Raw genomic sequence first — 17,852 nt, 5'->3', positions numbered from 1 at the left:
ATTATTCTTCCGGTTTAACAGAGCTACTCTGTGTTTGAGGTTTCTTACTTTCAGAGTCAGCAGCCTCTATTTCTTGTTCATTTTGTAATAACTGTTCTTTTACATCACTTTCTAATCCACCATTAGTCTCCTCTTTAGTTGCATCAGATGTATTTTCTTCTGCGCCTTCTTCAGGAAGAGGGGGTGGGGGCGGGGGCGGGGTTAATGGCTCAGAAGCAAGCTCTAGGCTTACCCCTAACTTTTGCCAGTCGGACTTTCCTGTTATTGGTATAGTATTCAATACAGGATAAAGATTATCGAATGTCAGATTTTCGCCTTCAATTTTTCTTGTAACTTTGATGGAATCAAGGTATTCGATCATTAAAGCTGTATATTCTGAATAGTATGTTTTAAATATTACTGAGCGCTTCTCTTGACTTAGATTATCCGCTTTTATGAGAGAGATATACTCATCATTTTTTAAGTTCTCTTCAATATTTTCATTTAAACAAAAGTTTGTATTTATCAGTTTTATAAAGCAACTGGCATGGGCTGTGTGCCAATTCCACTTTATTGGTTTTTTCTTAGTTTGGACAGGCTGCTTACGAAGGAATAAACCGATAATTGGACAAGCGAGCATTAAACCAAATAAAGATTCCTGAGGTTCAATTAACATTTCTTTATGAAGACTCAGAGCATCCTTATTACTACTCCCCATGGTAAATAAGTTATACTTTGCATACTTGGTTATATTCTCTACCAGCTCTTTTTCAGTATCTGCCAATGACTTAATGCTTACTTTTTCATTAATTTTGTTTAAATCATTATTTCTATTAAGGTCTTCAATTAAGCAGTAATGTAAAAAGAGTACGATTTGACTATGAAGCAAACAGCCTATGGCTGGATCGCGCTCTAATGAGTCTAAATTCTCTAAAAAGTTATTGAATAAGTTGTTTAAAGATGCACTTGATAAATTATTTTTAGGCCAATACTTTTTCACAGCCTTAATCCATTTAATAAGATTTTCGTAAAAATCACCACTATAGTTTTCAGCTACAGTTGGCAGTTCTTCTTCGGCATCGGCATCGGCATCATCTTCACGACTTTCACTATCATCATTATACCAGCTAGGCATTAAATGAGTTGTTTTAGGAGCTGCGTCTAATACCAATGACTTGATTTCATCATCACCACCACTTTTCTCAATTAATTCGAAAATACATGAAATTAAAGATAGCCCAGATAAAAAGTTTGTTTCGGCTCCTTTATTAAAGTCTTTCACTGAAACCTTGGCATAATTGATGAAATGACCCAAGTCATAGCTTTCACCTATAGATTCGATAGTGCTATAAATAAAGCCAACAGTCTGAACTTTAGGCATTTTATTTTTATCATTGAGCTTAGAGTATACCTTAGCCATGCCTGATAACCAATCCGCCATTTCACCATAAGTTTCATAACTAGTTTTTGGGTCTGCTAGCTTTAATACAGCGTTATGATAAGCTTCTTTCAAGTTCTTTCTGGCTGCTGTCTTCTGTGCTTTTGTTCCCTTTGTTATTTTATCTTTATAAGATTGAATACCTTGAATTTTATAAAACCTCTCAAGGTTAGCTTCAAAAAGTAAGCTTGTATTGTTATATCTTGGAACGGTATAAAGGCCTAAGTTTTCTGGGTTAGAAAGTGTGAACTTTGTAGCCTTGCCATTACTAGGTTGTGTTAGATATGCGAGTAATGCTTTTTGTGTAGTATGGCAAATACTAATATAAGTATCATTTAGAGACATATAATCTAATATCTCATTTATACTAATTTTAATTCCTTCCCTATTTCTTCGATTATTAGGATCTTCCGATCTTACATTTTGAGCCAAAAATACTGGGGTCGCACTAAACATCCCCCATTTAAAAGATTGAGAGATATCAAATTTAGTATGACTACTAACTAATGTTAAGAATGTTAAAACCCTAGAGTTAAACCCTTCTTCATCTGAAGAAGTTGTTATACTATCGAAGTTCTGCCAAACTCCTTCTTCAATAGCCCAACGCCAAAATAACTTAGCTAATGTAACCATTGAGTATTTCGCTACCAATAAATCTGATAAGCGAATTTTATAATTCGAAAATGCATTATTAAATATACCAATTACCCGCTGAGTAAAATCGTCAAGTTGGGCTTTATCAAACTCAAAAGAGCCAGAGTTGTTATTTGCAATAGAAGAACTCAGTTTTAAATCAACTAATATCGACTTCAATAACTGCAAAAAAGTTCGTGTTTGTAATCCCAACAGGCCTGAAGCAGCTCTCTTGTGTTCATGGGTCTGAGTGAGACCTAAACACTTCGATAAAAAAGTTGTGATTACATCCTCTAGAGGCACTTGAATGTCTTTGGAAGAATTATTTAAAAAAATCTTTGTAGTATTATCATTATTTCTTAGTGATTTTTGATGAAGGGTAAGCATACTAACCTGATTTTCTGGCTTTAGTACTTTCATCATGTATTGCTCTTGCAACTCTGACACTGTCGCAATTATATTATCTTCACGATAATCATTAAGGTTGTTGCTATTATGAAAATCTAGCGATGGTCGCTCATATTTCATAATTTCATCACCAAGTGATTTATACTGTGCCGAACGAATAAGCCTTGCATATAATTCTATATCACCTGATATTAGAACTATCCACTTTGGGCTAGTTAAATATTTTCGAATTGTCTCTAGAACTGGCCAACCTTTTTCAAATTTAGTGTCAATATCATCAAAAGTTAGCACAAAAGCCTTCTTATCAATTGCCTTCAAGGCGGACTCTACAAACTTATTTAAATTTCTTTCTAAGTTTCGACCAGCGGATGCTTTTTCTAAACCCTTTTCCAGAATATATGTTTTATCTTCCCACTCGTCTCCATATTCAGACGGCCCAATTCCATCTATTTGACATAAACCACCAGCAAGCTCTTTTAAACAGTACTCATATTCAGAGAAATCATGATCACTTATTGATTTTTTATATTTTGAAACAGCATCCCTAACCTGCGAGATTAGAATTATCAAGACATGTTCTTTTGAAGAAATTAAAGTTGGATCGATTATTCTGAGAACTTCCAAACCTTTGGGTATTTCTTCTTCTTGTTTACTGCTAGCCGATACTCTTTCTGGATTACTTAAACAAGTTAAAATGTGCCTTAAGAAAGTTGATTTGCCACTCCCCCTAGGTCCACTTATAGTAATTGCATTATGAAACCTATCATAAAATAGACTATCGTAATCTTGCTCAATATCGACTTGAAGTAATTGCTCATTTATTTTTAAAAATATGTTGTCACGCGCTTCTGTTTGGAAAACTTGATCAAACTTCAAATGTGTGACATCTGTTGTCATGTTTAAATCAAAAAAGATAGCATTGTCTTGAGTCATGATTTTCAAATCCATTTAATTTTTTTTTCATTAAATCATAACTATAAATAATTCAAAGTCGAAAAAGGAACAAACAAAAAATAAAAAGTTAACACAAACTGAACAACTGAAAGTTTTGTTATTTTTAACAAACTAGTGATTATAAGTTATCATTTAAAATGTTACACTTTGCTAAAAATAACAAACTAGATTAATTATGTTTGAAAACAAATATTGCTATTCATTTCCAACAGTAAGGGGGCAACAAGCAGGTCGCCCTTTTTACATTGCTACTTGCCCACTTAGGATTATTCCTAAAATATTTTTATTTGATGAAGAGGAAGTGCCTGCCGAGTTACGTGCGCAGCGTAGTTTAAACAGAACGCGCTTGCCTGATATGGTACGTTATTTAGTTGATAACCCTAAAGAGTATGTATTTTCGTCACTTACTGCATCTGTAGGTACTGAAGTGCGATTTATCCCTCATGAAGGAGCTCACGATTTAGGTGTACTACAAGTGCCTATGGATGCTGAAATATTGATAAATGATGGGCAACATCGCCGTGCAGCCATTGAAGAAGCATTAAAAGAAATGCCGGAGCTGGGGCAAGACAATATATCAGTACTTTTTTTTGTTGATGAGGGCTTAAAGCGTAGCCAACAAATGTTTGCTGACTTAAATAAATATGCAGTGAAGCCGAGCCCTTCTATTAGTGCATTGTATGATTATAGAGATTCGTCTGCGGGAGTAGCACGTTACCTAGCAACAGAGATAAAGCCTTTTGTGGGCTTTACTGAGATGGAGCAATCGACTGTTTCACCCAAAAGCGCAAAGTTATTTACGTTAAGTAGTATTAAACAAGCTAGCCAAATACTGCTGAGTAAAACGGCAAAGTCTCATTTTGAAGATGGTGATTTACAAGTAGCGGTTAGCTTTTGGCAAGCGTGTTTTGGTGTTATTACTGAATGGCAACAAGTGCATAATAAAGAGCTTTCACCTGCTAATTTTAGGCAAGAGTATATTCATGCTCATGGCATTGGTTTGCATGCGTTAGGGCGTATGGGTAAGTCATTAATTGCACAGCATCCTAGAGATTGGCAACATGTTCTGCAAAAGTTAAATAAAATAGATTGGCGAAAGAGCAACCCGATATGGGACAATAGAGCATTGCACCACGGAAAATTGTCCAAAGCTTCTAGTAATATTAAACTCACTGCTAATATTTTAAGGCAGGCTCTTGATTTACAACTTGAAGGCGATGATAAAAAACTAGAAGAAGAGTTTAGTAGTAATCATGTTTGAATTTCAAAATTATGACGATATCCATGACTACATGGATTTTATCGAAGACCAAACCTTTGCCGAGCGCCCTTTAAAGGAGCAACTTGCAGAGATTCAATATTTATACATGCGTGAAAACCAACCTTGGGTTGTAGCTTTTAGCGGCGGTAAAGATTCAACCGCTATATTAACGCTTGTTTATTTAGCTCTACTTGGTTTGAGCCCTGAACAACGCACTAATAAAGTTTACGTTGTATTTTGCGATACCTTAGCTGAAGTGCCCATTTACTTACAGAAAGCACTGCATGCTTTAAATACATTGCAAAGGGCAGCTAGCATCACTGACTTGCCAATAGAAACTCGTATTATTACCCCTAAGGCCAGTGATACATTTTGGTCTCGTTTACTTGGCCGTGGTTATCCTGCCCCCAATTTAAAGCTAAACCGTTGGTGTACTGAAAAGATAAAACTAAACCCATTTAAAGACTTTGCAAAAACTGAATTTAGCGCTGAACAGGCTCCTATCGTTGTTATTGGATCTCGCTCTCAAGAAAGCAAAAACCGTGAAGATATATTAGAGAAGTATCATTCAGGCAAAGAGTATTTTGATGAAACCGACCCTCATTATCGCAGATACGCTCCAATAAAAGATTGGCAAGTACAAGAGGTTTGGCATCTGTTGGGACAACAAATTGCGCCTGGGCAATACGAAGAATTAGGTCCTTGGGAAACACCTTGGGGTACTTCTAATATAGCTTTAGTAGAGCTTTACGACAGTACAAATTCAACTAGCGGCGAGTGCCCTTTAGTTGAAACAGCGTCTTCACCTGGGTGTGGTAAATCTCGTTTTGGTTGTTGGAGCTGCACCGTAGTTACTAAAGATAAAGCAATTGATGGACTTATAGCGAACGGTGAAACTTGGTTACAACCTTTAGCCTCTTTTAGAAACTTTTTGCACTCAACGACTGAGCCCAGTGTAAAAGGATTGTACCGCCAAAACAGAAGACGCGACGGTAAAGTGAGCGTTAAACACGGTATGCAAGAAGAAAAAGACATCGAGTTTATTCATGGGCCTTACTTTTTACACCTACGTAAAGAGTGGTTAGAACACCTACTAACCATGGAAAAAGAAATTAATGAGCAAGGCCGTGAAGTTTCATTAATTACAGAAGCCGAACTCCATGAAATACGTCACCAATGGCGAAATGATCCGCTAACACCCGACTGGGCCGACGACTTACCTAAAATTTATAAACGTGTATATCCCAATGGGCCTGTTGAGTTTTTAGAAGATGATGGAAATACGTTTACTAATGTTGAATCTGAAATGATTGATCATATGGCTCACGTTCATCAGGTGGATGCCGAGCTAGTGAAAAAGCTAATTGATTTAGAGCTGAGTGTATCTGGTTTAGGCAAGCGCCAAGGTATTTTTAATCGTTTAGATAAAGTATTACGCCAAGACTGGGGCAATGTGGATGCTGCAAAGCAAAAGCGTGAATCAGAGAAAGTTTTACAGTATTCGTTACTACAAGATATAAATGAAATTCAAGCTGAGTTAGACGGAATTGACTCGCTAATAAACAGTGATTTATAAAAATGATTATTAATAAGCTACGTTTAAATAACTTTAGAGTGTTTGCAGGTAGACATGAAATTGATTTAAAACCTCAAAAACATAAACCCATTATTCTGTTCGGCGGCTTAAACGGCGCAGGTAAGACAAGTATTTTGACTGCAATAAGATTCGCCCTACTAGGGAGACAAGCTTTTTCAGGCAATCTTTCAAATCCTGCATTTATTGTAGAACTACAAAAACTGATTAATAACAGTGACGGTAAAACTGATAATAAAAGAGCATATTTAGAGCTTGAGTTTGATTATGTTAGGCAAGGTGTTTGCTATAGTTATTGCGTAAAACGTCAGTGGCAATACGGTAAAATTGACGAACTTGTTATTGTAGAAGATGGTGTAGAAAAGTTTGAGCTTAACTATGAGCAAGCTCAAGCATTCTTAATAGAGTTGATCCCTGCGGGAATAGCTGATTTAGTCTTTTTCGATGGTGAGAAAATAGCTGAGCTTGCTGAAGATAACTCAGGCATAATTTTACAGCATGCAGTAAAACGTTTACTTGGCTTAGATATAGTTACTCGTTTAAAAGAAGATTTAAGAATTTATCTGCGCAAAGCTGGTATAGCAGCAAGTGAAGAAAAATTAAAAGAGCAATATCATGTATTAGAAGCTGAGAAAGATGAATTACTATCACAAGCTCTTTTAAAGCGAAATGAAGCTGACTTAATATTTAATAGCATTACAGAGCTTAACAGCAAAATAACTTTAGCAGAGCAGGAGTTATTATCTGGAGGAGGAGCTTGGGCGTCAAGCCGTGAAGATACTCAGAAATCAATAGATCTTAATATTCAAAATAAAGCAGTACTTGAAAGCCGCTTACAGCATGAACTTGAAGGCGATTATGCTTTGAGCTTAGCGCAAAAAACCCTAACTACTTTGCTTACCGAAATAACAAAGACACAAAACTCGGCCAAAAAAGTAGCTTTTAAAAATCAGCTTGATGGCTTTTTAAATCAATATAGCTCAAAAGATTTTTTTGCTTTAAGAGCGCAATTATTAGAGGCCGCCGATGACTACAGTCAACCTGGGGCTGACCTAATAAGTTTTGATTTAAGTGAACAACAAAGCGCATTACTCCATGCACAAGTAAATCAGCAAGCACTTATTTCTTCACAAAATGCTAAAGAGTTAAAACTAGAGTTAGTAAAACTACAAAGCACAATTGAAAATGCTTCAATAAATGTATCAAGAGCTCCTGAGCAGGAACAATTGCAAGTTTCTTTTGACAAATTAAGGCTTTTAGAGAAGGAGAAAAGCACTTTTGTTAAAGAGTATAAGGCGATTTTATTTGACGCGAAAACTCTGTTTAAAAATGCTCAAGATTTAACAAGCAAATTAGTTAAGCTTCAAAAAGAAATGAAAACAGCGTTTGGCGAAGAAGACTCTGCTATAAGAGCAAGTAGGACTATTACTTTACTTGATGAGTTTTCGAATGAACTGGTTAAATTAAAACTGACAGAGATTGAAACTAAGTTTATAGAATCTTATAAAAAACTTAATAGAAAAGAAGATGTTAAACTAAATATTAGTATTGACCCTCATAGCTATAATGTCGTTTTGGTAGATGACTTCGGCAATAACATCGATAAAAATGGACTTTCTGCAGGTGAAAAGCAAATTTTTGCTATTGCTATGTTGGATGCACTTGCTAGTGTTTCTGGTAAAAAATTACCTGTAGTTATAGATACACCTTTAGGCAGGCTCGATTCAAATCATAGAGATAAGCTTGTTCAACATTATTTTCCGAATGCTTCTGAACAGGTCATTATTTTATCCACCGATACTGAAGTAAATGAACAATATATTGGCCAAATGAAAGATTCTATTTCTTGTAAATATGACATTAGTTTTGATCAAGTCACAAAAACATCCTCTGTTTCAACGGGATATTTTTGGGAAAAAGAAGAGGTGAGCGCAATATGATTTTACCTAACAGAGGCATGAAGCTAACCAAAGAAACAGATGAATTTTTAAGACGATTAAAGGGCAGAACAAAAGTAACACCTAATATACTGGCTAGGATGGCGTTTTTTATATCCGTTGAAAGTGGAAACCGCTATAACAATGAGCCAATAGATCTAGATGGTACTCTTTCTTTAGATAAAGTTACTTGGTTGGGCGAAACTACATTAGCTACTGAAATGACTTTACAGATGCTATACCCAGAACACACTAGTCAAGAAAATACAAAAGCATGGGCATATCATGTCATGCAAGGCTCTAAAAGTTTTAGGAATGCTAAAAGTATTGAGGATTTAGTTTTTTAATCATCTATGGGGCAATTACTTACAATTTTAATAATACATATGCTTTGTAATTATTTAACCTTGCTCAGCTAAATTCTCAAGCTGGTTTATACTGTACGTATTGCGTCGCTAGCATGAGGGATATAATGCATAGATTAAAAAAATACGGTGTGTATTTGTTAGTAGCCCTCTCTTTTGGGAGTTCGGCTTGCGAAAAAAGGTTTTTTGTCGCGTCGCACGATACCTATTGGCCGCCTTACGTAGTTAATGTAGACGGCCACGCACAAGGTAAAGAGGTAACGGCACTTTGGCTTATATTTGCGGGGTCGCCTTATTGTGTTCAGGTTGAGTTTTTACCCAATACCGAGCGTGCATTTGTTGAACAAACTAAAGGCCGAATGGATTTAGGCTGGGCTGCCAGCTTTACTGAAAAACGTGCAGAGCATGTTTATTTTTCGGATAGTTACCGCAACGAGGTGATGTGGCTGTATCAGCATAAAAATAAACAATATAATGTTAAAAACCTGCAAGATGCGCTTGAACAGGGCTACACCGTGGCCGCCCATGTAGGGAGTTATTACGGCGAGCAATTTGAGCACTTAAAAAATATTTATCCAAAACAAATTATTTTTACCGGTGCGGCAAAAACGCGTTTTGCTTTATTAGCTAAACAACGGGTCGATTTTATAATTGAAGACCAGTTAGTGGGTGAGTACTTTATTAGCCAGTCAAACACTATTAAGCGAGTTAATACTACAACCTATGTTAACAAGGGTTCTATTCATTTAATGCTGAGTAAAAATACGTCTACTATGCAAGATGTTATTGAGGTTAATAAATTAATACAAAGCCGTAAGGCACAATTAGCAGAACTGTTTGAAAAATTATAACTAAATACACACTAAAAACCGTTTACAAAAGGCTGTAGTTTGAAAATATTATTGTTTATAACCCTTTTTACTTTTAGTGCATTTAATGCCTGGGGATGCACTAAAACATTAACAGTAGCTACCAACGAAAGTTACTGGCCGCCTTATGTAATATTAAAAAACAATACGCTGGGTGGGGTTGAAATAGACGTACTAAAGGCTATTTTTAAAAGCTCACCTTATTGCTTAAATTTTAGTGTGTTACCTAGCTCGTTACGTGCATTTGAAGAGCTAAAACAGGGCCGTGTTGATTTAATTTTTGCCGCCAGCAAAACGGCAGAGCGCGCTGAGTATGCCCACTTTACGTTACCCTACCGTGTTGAAAAGATGCTGCTATATAAACACGCCAGTTCGCCTAATGTTAATAGCATTAACGCGTTATTTAAAAAATCGCTTACGGTGGGTGTAAACAGAGGGAGTGTGTTTGGTAATGCGTTTGAACAATTACGCACGCAGTATGCAAACCAAGTGGTGCTTACGGAGGAGTCTAAAAAGCGTTTTACTTTGCTTAATAAGCAGCGCATTAATTTTTTAATTGATGATTCGTTAGTGGCGCAATATTTTACAAAACAGTATTCAAACATTATGCCTGCGCCATTGGTTGAGCCCATAAACGTTAATAATGTGCATTTTATGCTGAGTAAAAAAACGGTTACTGCCGACGATGTAGCAGCTATTAATTCGTATATTACTAACAATAAAGCGGTTATTGAGCGTATTTACCAATCACACCAGTAAATTTACTTAGTTAACCTCCTTTACTTGCTAGGCAAATTTTAAGGCTTTTGCACCGTTTAAGTACGTTTAGGGTTGGTTATAAATTAGCTGCCTTTTACCTTTCATTAATAGTGGCTGATCTGTATAATTCGCCAGCTAATTTACCCTATTGCTTGATGTTGTTTGTGGCCTTTTGCTACAGCAAGCTCCTGTCAGTACTCATTCTAGGATTACCCTTTTTGATCTCCACCGCAAATATTACGATGCAGTTTGGCGCAGAGCCGTTGTTTGAAAACATTTCAGCTAAATTTGGTAACGGTAACCGTTACGGTTTAATTGGCGCTAACGGCTGCGGCAAGTCGACCTTCATGAAAATTTTAAGCGGTGCGCTTGTGCCTAGCGCGGGTAATGTGTCGATTACCCCGGGTTTAAAAGTAGGTAACCTTAGCCAAGACCAGTTTGCATTTGAGCAATACACGGTGGTAGATGCGGTAATTATGGGTGACGTTGAGCTTTGGAAAGTAAAGCAAGAGCGCGAACGTATTTATTCGTTACCCGAAATGAGCGAAGAAGACGGCATGAAAGTGGCCGACCTTGAAAGCGTTTTTGCCGAAATGGACGGTTACACCGCCGAAAGCCGCGCTGAAGAAATACTAATAGAAGCGGGTATAGATAAAGAGTTTCATTATGGGTTAATGGCAAACGTTGCCCCAGGTTGGAAACTCCGTGTGCTTTTAGCGCAGGCCTTGTTTGCAAACCCAGATATACTGCTACTCGATGAGCCTACCAATAACTTGGATATTCATACAATTACGTGGCTTGCTGATGAGCTTAATAAACGTAAATGCACCATGATTATTATTTCGCATGACCGCCACTTTTTAAATTCGGTATGTACACACATGGCCGACATTGACTACGGCGAGCTGCGTATTTACCCAGGTAACTACGAGAAGTTTTTAGAAGCGGCAGGCTTACAGCGCGAGCAGCTGTTAGCCGAAAACGCTAAAAAAAGCGCAGAGATTGACGAGCTACAAGACTTTGTTAACCGCTTTGGTGCTAACGCGTCTAAAGCTAAGCAAGCAAGTTCGCGTGCTAAAAAAATGGATAAAATTAAGCTTGATGAAGTTAAAGCGTCAAGTCGTATGAGCCCATCGTTAAGTTTTGACGAAGGCAAAAAAATGTACCGCCAAGCGCTTGAAGTTAACAAGCTTGGCCATGGTTTTGATGGTGAAACGTTATTTAGTGGCGGTGAGTTTTTACTAGAAGCCGGTGCAAAGCTTGCGGTAATTGGCGAAAACGGTGTGGGTAAAACTACTTTTTTACGCTGTTTAGTTAACGAGCTTAAAAGTAATGAAGGCGAAATTAAGTGGTCTGAAAATGCGAGCTTTGGTTACTGCCCGCAAGACAGCACTAAAGATTTTGATAACGATTTAACGTTGTTTGATTGGATGTCGCAGTGGCGTACGGCCAAGCATAACGATTTAATGGTACGTGGCATGTTAGGCCGTTTGTTGTTTACCGCAGACGATTCAAACAAAAAAGCGCGTAACTGCTCAGGTGGTGAAAAAAACCGTTTGTTATTTGGTAAGTTAATGATGCAAGACGTGAACGTGCTTGTAATGGACGAGCCAACAAACCACATGGATATGGAAGCCATTGAGGCGTTAAATAATGCGCTTAAAGACTTTGCAGGTACGCTTATTTTTGTAAGCCACGACCGTGAGTTTGTGTCGTCGTTAGCTACGCGTATTATTGATATTAAAGATAAGCAGGTTATTGATTTTCAGGGTACGTTTGACGAGTACCTTGCAAGCTGCGAAGAGAAAAAAGCATAAACCCTTTGCTGTTTAGTGTAAAAGGCGCTTAGTTAGCGCCTTTTTTGTGCTTGGTTAAATGCATTAGTAAACAAGTAATTAGATCATCACCAAGAGGTGATTAACTATTGCTCGTGTTTTTTTGTAGCGCTGAGAAGCTTTCACTTCTAACGTGAGCAAGCTCTACGTCTACAAAATAGTGTTTAAAGTAACTTGTAGACGCGCAGCTTGCTGGCGTGAAAAAGCAAGGCTTTTTAAAACTTGTTTTAGATTAATTCTTATCTATGGTTATACAAAGCCAAAATATATTCCTTTCCTATGCATGACTCCTCAAAATTATTAGCACATCGTTTTTCAAATAATAATCAGTTCTACTCTGTGACTATATGCTGCATAAATAGAGCACCTCTATTTAAAGAATTTGGCAATGCATGTATTGCAGCAAAGGCTATTGTGGATATGCAAAATAAAGTAAATACAATTTGTTATGTATTAATGCCTGATCATCTCCATTGGTTATTTCAGCTTAAAGACTGCTCACTAGCTAACGTAATAAAAATCTTTAAAAGTGTAACGACTGTAAAAATAAATAAGCTAAATGAAACAACAGGCAAGATTTGGCAGCAAAATTATTTTGAGCATCAGCTTCGTTCTGAAAAAGATTTAATTAATCAAGCTCGCTATATTGTTGCTAACCCACTAAGAACTGGCATAGTAAAAAGTGTCGGGCAATATCCATTTTGGGATTGTATTTATTTAAATTAAATAGCATGTAAAACAAGAAGCTATCGCTTCTAACGTGAGCAAGCTCTACGTCTACAAAATAAGTTAACCCTACTTACTTTGGCTACTCATTTACTCCTCATTCGCTTTTCTTTGTGCATTAAGATTTAAAAGCCAATTTTTCACAAAGAGGTTTAGAGGCGCTGCGCTTTTAGAGGAATCGCTTTAAAAGTTAGTAACAAGAAGCTGCACTTCAAACGTGAGCAAGCTCTTCGTCTACAAAACAAAGCTAAACTATGACCTATTCACTTTATCTTCTCATTTACTCCTCATTCTCTTCTCTTTGTGCATTATGTTTTTAAAAGCTCAGCTTTCAAAAGCAGTGGCTGAATGTAGCCTGCAGGTGCGCTTTGCATTCATTTAATAGCAACAGCTACAAAAGTGATTGTTTTACCACCGAGAAGTTAAGGAGAAGAGCAGGAGCAGTGACTAACCAATATTTTAACTCTGTGTAGCGCGAAGCGCCTCGGTGTGCTCTGTGGTGATAAAAAAATCACTTAACACTATTCAATTTGTCTGCTCATTTACTCCACATTTTGTTCTCTTTGTGCAATACAATTTTAAAAGCTCAGTTTTTAAAAACAAAAAAGGAGCATTGCTGCTCCTTTTTAACTGTTAATTAGGTTTATTAAATATCAAACCTGTCGGCGTTCATTACTTTTACCCATGCATTTACAAAGTCGTGAACAAAACGGGTTTTATTATCGTCTTGTGCATAAAACTCTGCCAATGCGCGTAAAATTGAGTTTGACCCAAATACTAAATCTACGCGTGTTGCGGTCCATTTAGTTGCACCGCTTGCGCGGTCAACAATGTTGTAAAGGCCATTACCTGTTGGCTCCCAGCGGTTTGCCATGTCGGTTAGGTTTACAAAAAAGTCGTTACTTAACGTTCCTATATTGTTTGTAAATACGCCATGTTGTGTGCCGCTGTGGTTTGTGCCAAGCATACGCATGCCACCCATTAAAACCGACATTTCTGGTGCTGTTAAACCCATTAGCTGGCTGCGCTCAAGTAGTAACTCTTCTGCAGACACAACGTAGTCTTTTTTCAGCCAGTTTCTAAAACCGTCGTGAATAGGTTCAAGTACGTCGAACGATTCGGCGTCGGTCATGTCGTCGGTTGCGTCTCCGCGCCCTGGCGCAAACGGTACGTTAACCTCTACCCCTGCGTTTTTAGCGGCTTGTTCAACCGCTGCTGTGCCGCCAAGTACAATTAAATCGGCCATGCTAACAGGTTTACTTAACCCAGCTTGTACTTTTTCAAGAGCCGTTAACACACTTGCTAAGCGTTCTGGTTCATTGCCTTGCCACTCTTTTTGCGGGGCTAAACGAATACGTGCACCGTTTGCGCCGCCTCGGTGATCAGAGCCTCGGTACGTACGCGCACTGTCCCATGCGGTGTTAATTAAATCGCTGGCGCTTACGCCGCAATTAAGTAGTGTTACTTTTAAATCGGCGATTTCGGTATCTGTTAGAGTGTAATCAACGCTTGGAATTGGGTCTTGCCAAATTAAGTCTTCGCTTGGTACATCGGCACCTAGGTAGCGCGCTTTTGGCCCTAAGTCGCGGTGCGTAAGTTTAAACCATGCACGTGCAAACACGTCTGAAAAGTATTCAAAGTCGTTATGAAAACGCTCAATTATTTTGCGGTACGCTGGGTCCATTTTCATGGCCATATCGGCATCGGTCATAATTGGGTTTAAGCGAATTGATGGGTCTTCTACATCGACCGGTTTGTCTTCTTCTTTAATATTTACAGGTTCCCATTGGTGAGCGCCTGCTGGGCTTTTTGTCAGTTCCCATTCGTAATTTAAAAGAAGGTCACAGTAGCCATTATCCCATTTTGTTGGGTGTGTGGTCCACGCACCTTCAATGCCCGATGTCATTGTATCGCGGCCAATGCCTCGTGTTTTGTGGTTGTTCCACCCCATGCCTTGCTCTGAAATATCAGCCGCTTCTGGCTCTGGGCCAAGGTTAGACTCTTGTCCGTTACCATGTGTTTTACCTACTGTGTGGCCACCTACGGTAAGCGCTGCCGTTTCTTCGTCGTTCATTGCCATACGGGCAAACGTTTCGCGCACTTGTGCTGCGGTTTTAAGCGGATCGGGTTTACCGTTTACCCCTTCTGGGTTTACGTAAATTAGGCCCATTTGAACAGACGCTAACGGGTTTTCCATTGTGTCGGGTTTATCAACATTTTGGTAGCGTTCGTCGCTTGGTGCTAACCATTCTTTTTCGGCGCCCCAGTATACGTCTTTTTCTGGGTGCCAAATGTCTTCACGGCCGCCGGCAAACCCAAAGGTTTTTAAGCCCATTGATTCGTACGCCATGTTGCCCGCTAAAATAATGAGATCGGCCCACGAGAGTTTGTTCCCGTATTTCTTTTTAATTGGCCAAAGTAAGCGGCGCGCTTTGTCGAGGTTGGCGTTATCGGGCCATGAGTTTAAAGGGGCAAAGCGTTGATTTGCCGTGCCACCGCCGCCACGTCCGTCAGATAAACGGTACGAACCTGCCGAGTGCCATGCCATGCGGATCATTAAACCGCCATAGTGGCCCCAATCGGCTGGCCACCAATCTTGGCTTTGTGTCATTAAGTTTTTTAAGTCGGTTTTTACGGCTTCTAGATCTAGGGATTTGAATGCTTCAGCGTAGTTAAAGTCGCTACCGTATGGAGAGCTTTTTGTATCGTGTTGATGAAGAATGTCGAAATTAAGTGCATTTGGCCACCAATCTGTGTTTTGGCCTGCTGTTTGTGTATTGCTGCCATGCATTACCGGGCATTTGCCAGCGCTAGAGTTACTCATTATTTAATCCTCTTGGTCTAAAATAAAATACGTAAGCAATGGTCAATTTGTTTAGGTATTACTATTTTTAATTCATGCAAATGTTGCTTAATCAATTGTTTATATACTTGTACTTATTTTGAATTACCAATATAGGCTTATTTTTTGAGCTATACCAACAAATGCACCGTATTTAAAACGATTGGACCGATTTGTATTTTTGATTGGTATTTAAAAACGAGCATTTATAAATTTTTGATCTTTTTTTAAATAACGATGATCGAATTAAAAAGTAGCGGCGTAATGGTATGTGAAGGGTTTGAAAGTGGCTTTGGTTTACCACAGCGCACATAGGAATACCCCCCTTCACCATGAAATTGTAGTTATAACGTTAAAGGTGTATTACTAAGCCCAATACACCTTTACTTTATAACTCTAATTTACCTGTTTTTTGTTAGCTGATTTTTATTAGCTAACGGTAGTTAAGTTTTCCCTAACCTTTGATGTTTTAGCAGTTTCAGCCAGCTCACCCAGAGCTGGTTTTTTTTGCCTAAAATTTATTACTGCACACTGCTTTAGTGATAATAATTTATAATGTGCTGTAATCTCGCCTTCAAAACAAAACCCGCCCTAGTGAGTTTAGGTTGTGCGTGTTAATATTATTTTTGCAATTTATTATTTTATTTGGGCATGTTGATGCGTTATTACTTTTATTTACTATGTATTTGTTTTACTTTATTTTTAACGTCGGCTAATGCGGCTGAGCAACAAACAGAAGCCCCCTCAAAGCTACAAGAACAGCAAGCGCTTGAACAACTTAAAGAGCCTATGTATAAACCGCTTATGGAACGCTACATTTTAGATGAGCTAAAAGCGGTTCGCCAAGATCAGCAAAAGTTACGTGAAGATGTAACTAAGCAAGTTACGCACGCGCAATTAGACACAGCCGACAGAGCCCTTACTTACACCACCGATACTATAAATAATGTGTTTTTTATTATTACTGCGACAGCATCTATTTTGGTACTTGTTGGCTGGAATTCGCTGCGCGATGTTAAAAATAAAGTAGAAGATATTGTAAATACCCGCGTGAGTGTTATTACCGATGAGTACGAAGAACGCTTAAAAGTATTAGAAGAAAAGCTGCGCGTTCGTTCGGAAGAAATACTTAGCAACCAAGAACGTATATCGATTACAAATGAGGTTCACTCGTTGTGGATGCGCGCAAATTTAGAAAGTGATTATGCTAATAAGATCGAGATTTTTGATGAAATTTTAAAGCGTAAACCTGAAGACGTTGAGGCTATTGCTTACAAAGCTGATGCCCTGCTTGAAATTAATCAAACCGCCAAAGCGATTGATTTATGTAACCAGGCAATTGATATAGATAGCGATTATGGTTATGCGTATTGGCAACGTGCCTGTGCGTTTGCGTTAATACACGAACACGCCGATGCGCTGGCCGATATAAAAATGGCACTTGAGTATTCACCTAACTTACGTAATGAGTTACTCCACGAAAGTGCATTTGCAAGCCTTCACGATAATAATAGCTTTAATACTATTGTGGCGGGCGAGTAAGTTTAGCTTGCTTATATAGTTTGTAAAAAAGAGCGAAAGCTCTTTTTTTATGGCTGTAATAAAGTCCTATGCTTTGTGTATTAAGGTTTTAAAAGATTATTATTCACAAAGAGGTTAAGAGGCGCTGCGCTTTTAGAGTTAGGGACTAAGTAATTTAATATTTGACCTGAAATGAGAAGCGGCGCTTCTAACGTGAGCAAGCTCTTCGTCTACAAGACAAGGCTAAGCATTGCCCAGATCATTATGTTTTCTCATTTACTTCTTTTTGTTCATTAAGATTTAAAAGCTCATATTCACAATGCCGTGGCTAAATACAGCCTGTAGAAGCGTTTTAGTTATGCTATAAAAGTGATTGTTTTACCACCGAGAAGTGAAGGAGAAGAACAGGAGCAGTGACTAACCAATATTTTTTAGCTCTGTGTAGCGCGAAGCGCCTCGGTGCACTCTGTGGTCATATCTAATTTTAAGTAATAAGAAGCTTCACTTCTAACGTTAGCAAGCTCTACGTCTACAAAACAAAGCTAAGCATTGCCCATATCATTATGTTTTCTCATTTACTTCTTTTTGTGCATTAAGATTTAAAAGCTCATATTCACAATGCCGTGGCTAAATACAGCCTGTAGAAGCGTTTTAGTTATGCTATAAAAGTGATTGTTTTACCACCGAGAAGTGAATGAGAAAAACAGGAGCAGTGACTAACCAATATTTTT

11 protein-coding genes are annotated in these 17,852 nt (G+C 38.1%); 9 read left to right on the top strand and 2 right to left on the bottom strand.

What is annotated here, in order from left to right:
- Window position 1: 1 nt before the first annotated feature.
- Window positions 2-3,391 carry a P-loop NTPase family protein gene (locus tag P20480_RS09320; protein ID WP_008129589.1) on the bottom strand — a complete coding sequence of 1,130 codons (3,390 nt, stop codon included), beginning with the start codon at window positions 3,389-3,391 and terminating at the stop codon, window positions 2-4.
- Between the two features lie 196 nt (window positions 3,392-3,587).
- Here P20480_RS09320 and dndB point away from each other — a divergent pair, with 196 nt between their 5' ends.
- The 8 genes from dndB (at window position 3,588) to P20480_RS09360 (ending at window position 12,758) form a co-directional block, all read left to right on the top strand.
- Window positions 3,588-4,673, top strand: coding sequence for a DNA sulfur modification protein DndB (gene dndB / locus P20480_RS09325; RefSeq protein WP_008129587.1), 1,086 nt, complete (start codon window positions 3,588-3,590; stop codon window positions 4,671-4,673).
- Window positions 4,666-6,249, top strand: a complete 1,584-nt coding sequence (gene dndC, locus P20480_RS09330) for a DNA phosphorothioation system sulfurtransferase DndC (RefSeq protein ID WP_008129584.1) — start codon at window positions 4,666-4,668, stop codon at window positions 6,247-6,249. The genes dndB and dndC overlap by 8 nt, the downstream gene beginning before the upstream one ends.
- Before the next feature lie 2 nt (window positions 6,250-6,251).
- Window positions 6,252-8,207, top strand: coding sequence for a DNA sulfur modification protein DndD (gene dndD / locus P20480_RS09335; RefSeq protein ID WP_008129583.1), 1,956 nt, complete (start codon window positions 6,252-6,254; stop codon window positions 8,205-8,207).
- The gene (dndE, locus tag P20480_RS09340) at window positions 8,204-8,551 is read left to right on the top strand and encodes a DNA sulfur modification protein DndE (protein WP_008129581.1); all 348 of its coding nucleotides are present in this window, start codon (window positions 8,204-8,206) and stop codon (window positions 8,549-8,551) included. The genes dndD and dndE overlap by 4 nt, the downstream gene beginning before the upstream one ends.
- A gap of 125 nt (window positions 8,552-8,676) precedes the next feature.
- A complete protein-coding gene (locus P20480_RS09345; protein ID WP_008129579.1) occupies window positions 8,677-9,420 on the top strand; it encodes a transporter substrate-binding domain-containing protein in 744 nt (247 codons plus the stop codon).
- A 39-nt stretch (window positions 9,421-9,459) separates the two neighbouring features.
- Entirely contained in the window at window positions 9,460-10,197 is a 738-nt protein-coding gene (locus tag P20480_RS09350) for a substrate-binding periplasmic protein (RefSeq protein WP_008129577.1), read from the top strand.
- Between the two features lie 218 nt (window positions 10,198-10,415).
- The gene (locus P20480_RS09355; RefSeq protein ID WP_010556085.1) at window positions 10,416-12,014 is read left to right on the top strand and encodes an ABC-F family ATPase; all 1,599 of its coding nucleotides are present in this window, start codon (window positions 10,416-10,418) and stop codon (window positions 12,012-12,014) included.
- Between the two features lie 297 nt (window positions 12,015-12,311).
- A complete protein-coding gene (locus P20480_RS09360; protein ID WP_083830893.1) occupies window positions 12,312-12,758 on the top strand; it encodes an REP-associated tyrosine transposase in 447 nt (148 codons plus the stop codon).
- A gap of 646 nt (window positions 12,759-13,404) precedes the next feature.
- On the opposite strand, the gene katG is transcribed toward P20480_RS09360, so the two are convergent.
- On the bottom strand, window positions 13,405-15,582 hold the full coding sequence (katG, locus tag P20480_RS09365; RefSeq protein ID WP_008129570.1) for a catalase/peroxidase HPI: 2,178 nt from the start codon (window positions 15,580-15,582) through the stop codon (window positions 13,405-13,407).
- 675 nt (window positions 15,583-16,257) lie between these two features.
- Here katG and P20480_RS09370 point away from each other — a divergent pair.
- Entirely contained in the window at window positions 16,258-17,142 is an 885-nt protein-coding gene (locus tag P20480_RS09370) for a tetratricopeptide repeat protein (protein WP_008129566.1), read from the top strand.
- The last annotated feature ends 710 nt before the right edge of the window (window positions 17,143-17,852 follow it).

It is taken from the genome of Pseudoalteromonas sp. BSi20480, assembly GCF_000241365.1.
Lineage (GTDB): Bacteria > Pseudomonadota > Gammaproteobacteria > Enterobacterales > Alteromonadaceae > Pseudoalteromonas > Pseudoalteromonas marina.
The sequence above is the reverse complement of the archived record's forward strand: the minus strand, read 5'-3'. Positions and strand labels throughout refer to the sequence as shown.

Bases quoted from the DNA above. Each gene is read 5' to 3' on its own strand.
- P20480_RS09320 (WP_008129589.1), bottom strand. From the start codon at position 3,391: ATGACTCAAGACAATGCTATCTTTTTTGATTTAAACATGACAACAGAT.
- dndB (WP_008129587.1), top strand. From the start codon at position 3,588: ATGTTTGAAAACAAATATTGCTATTCATTTCCAACAGTAAGGGGGCAA.
- dndC (WP_008129584.1), top strand. From the start codon at position 4,666: ATGTTTGAATTTCAAAATTATGACGATATCCATGACTACATGGATTTT.
- dndD (WP_008129583.1), top strand. From the start codon at position 6,252: ATGATTATTAATAAGCTACGTTTAAATAACTTTAGAGTGTTTGCAGGT.
- dndE (WP_008129581.1), top strand. From the start codon at position 8,204: ATGATTTTACCTAACAGAGGCATGAAGCTAACCAAAGAAACAGATGAA.
- P20480_RS09345 (WP_008129579.1), top strand. From the start codon at position 8,677: ATGCATAGATTAAAAAAATACGGTGTGTATTTGTTAGTAGCCCTCTCT.
- P20480_RS09360 (WP_083830893.1), top strand. From the start codon at position 12,312: ATGCATGACTCCTCAAAATTATTAGCACATCGTTTTTCAAATAATAAT.
- katG (WP_008129570.1), bottom strand. From the start codon at position 15,582: ATGAGTAACTCTAGCGCTGGCAAATGCCCGGTAATGCATGGCAGCAAT.
- P20480_RS09370 (WP_008129566.1), top strand. From the start codon at position 16,258: ATGCGTTATTACTTTTATTTACTATGTATTTGTTTTACTTTATTTTTA.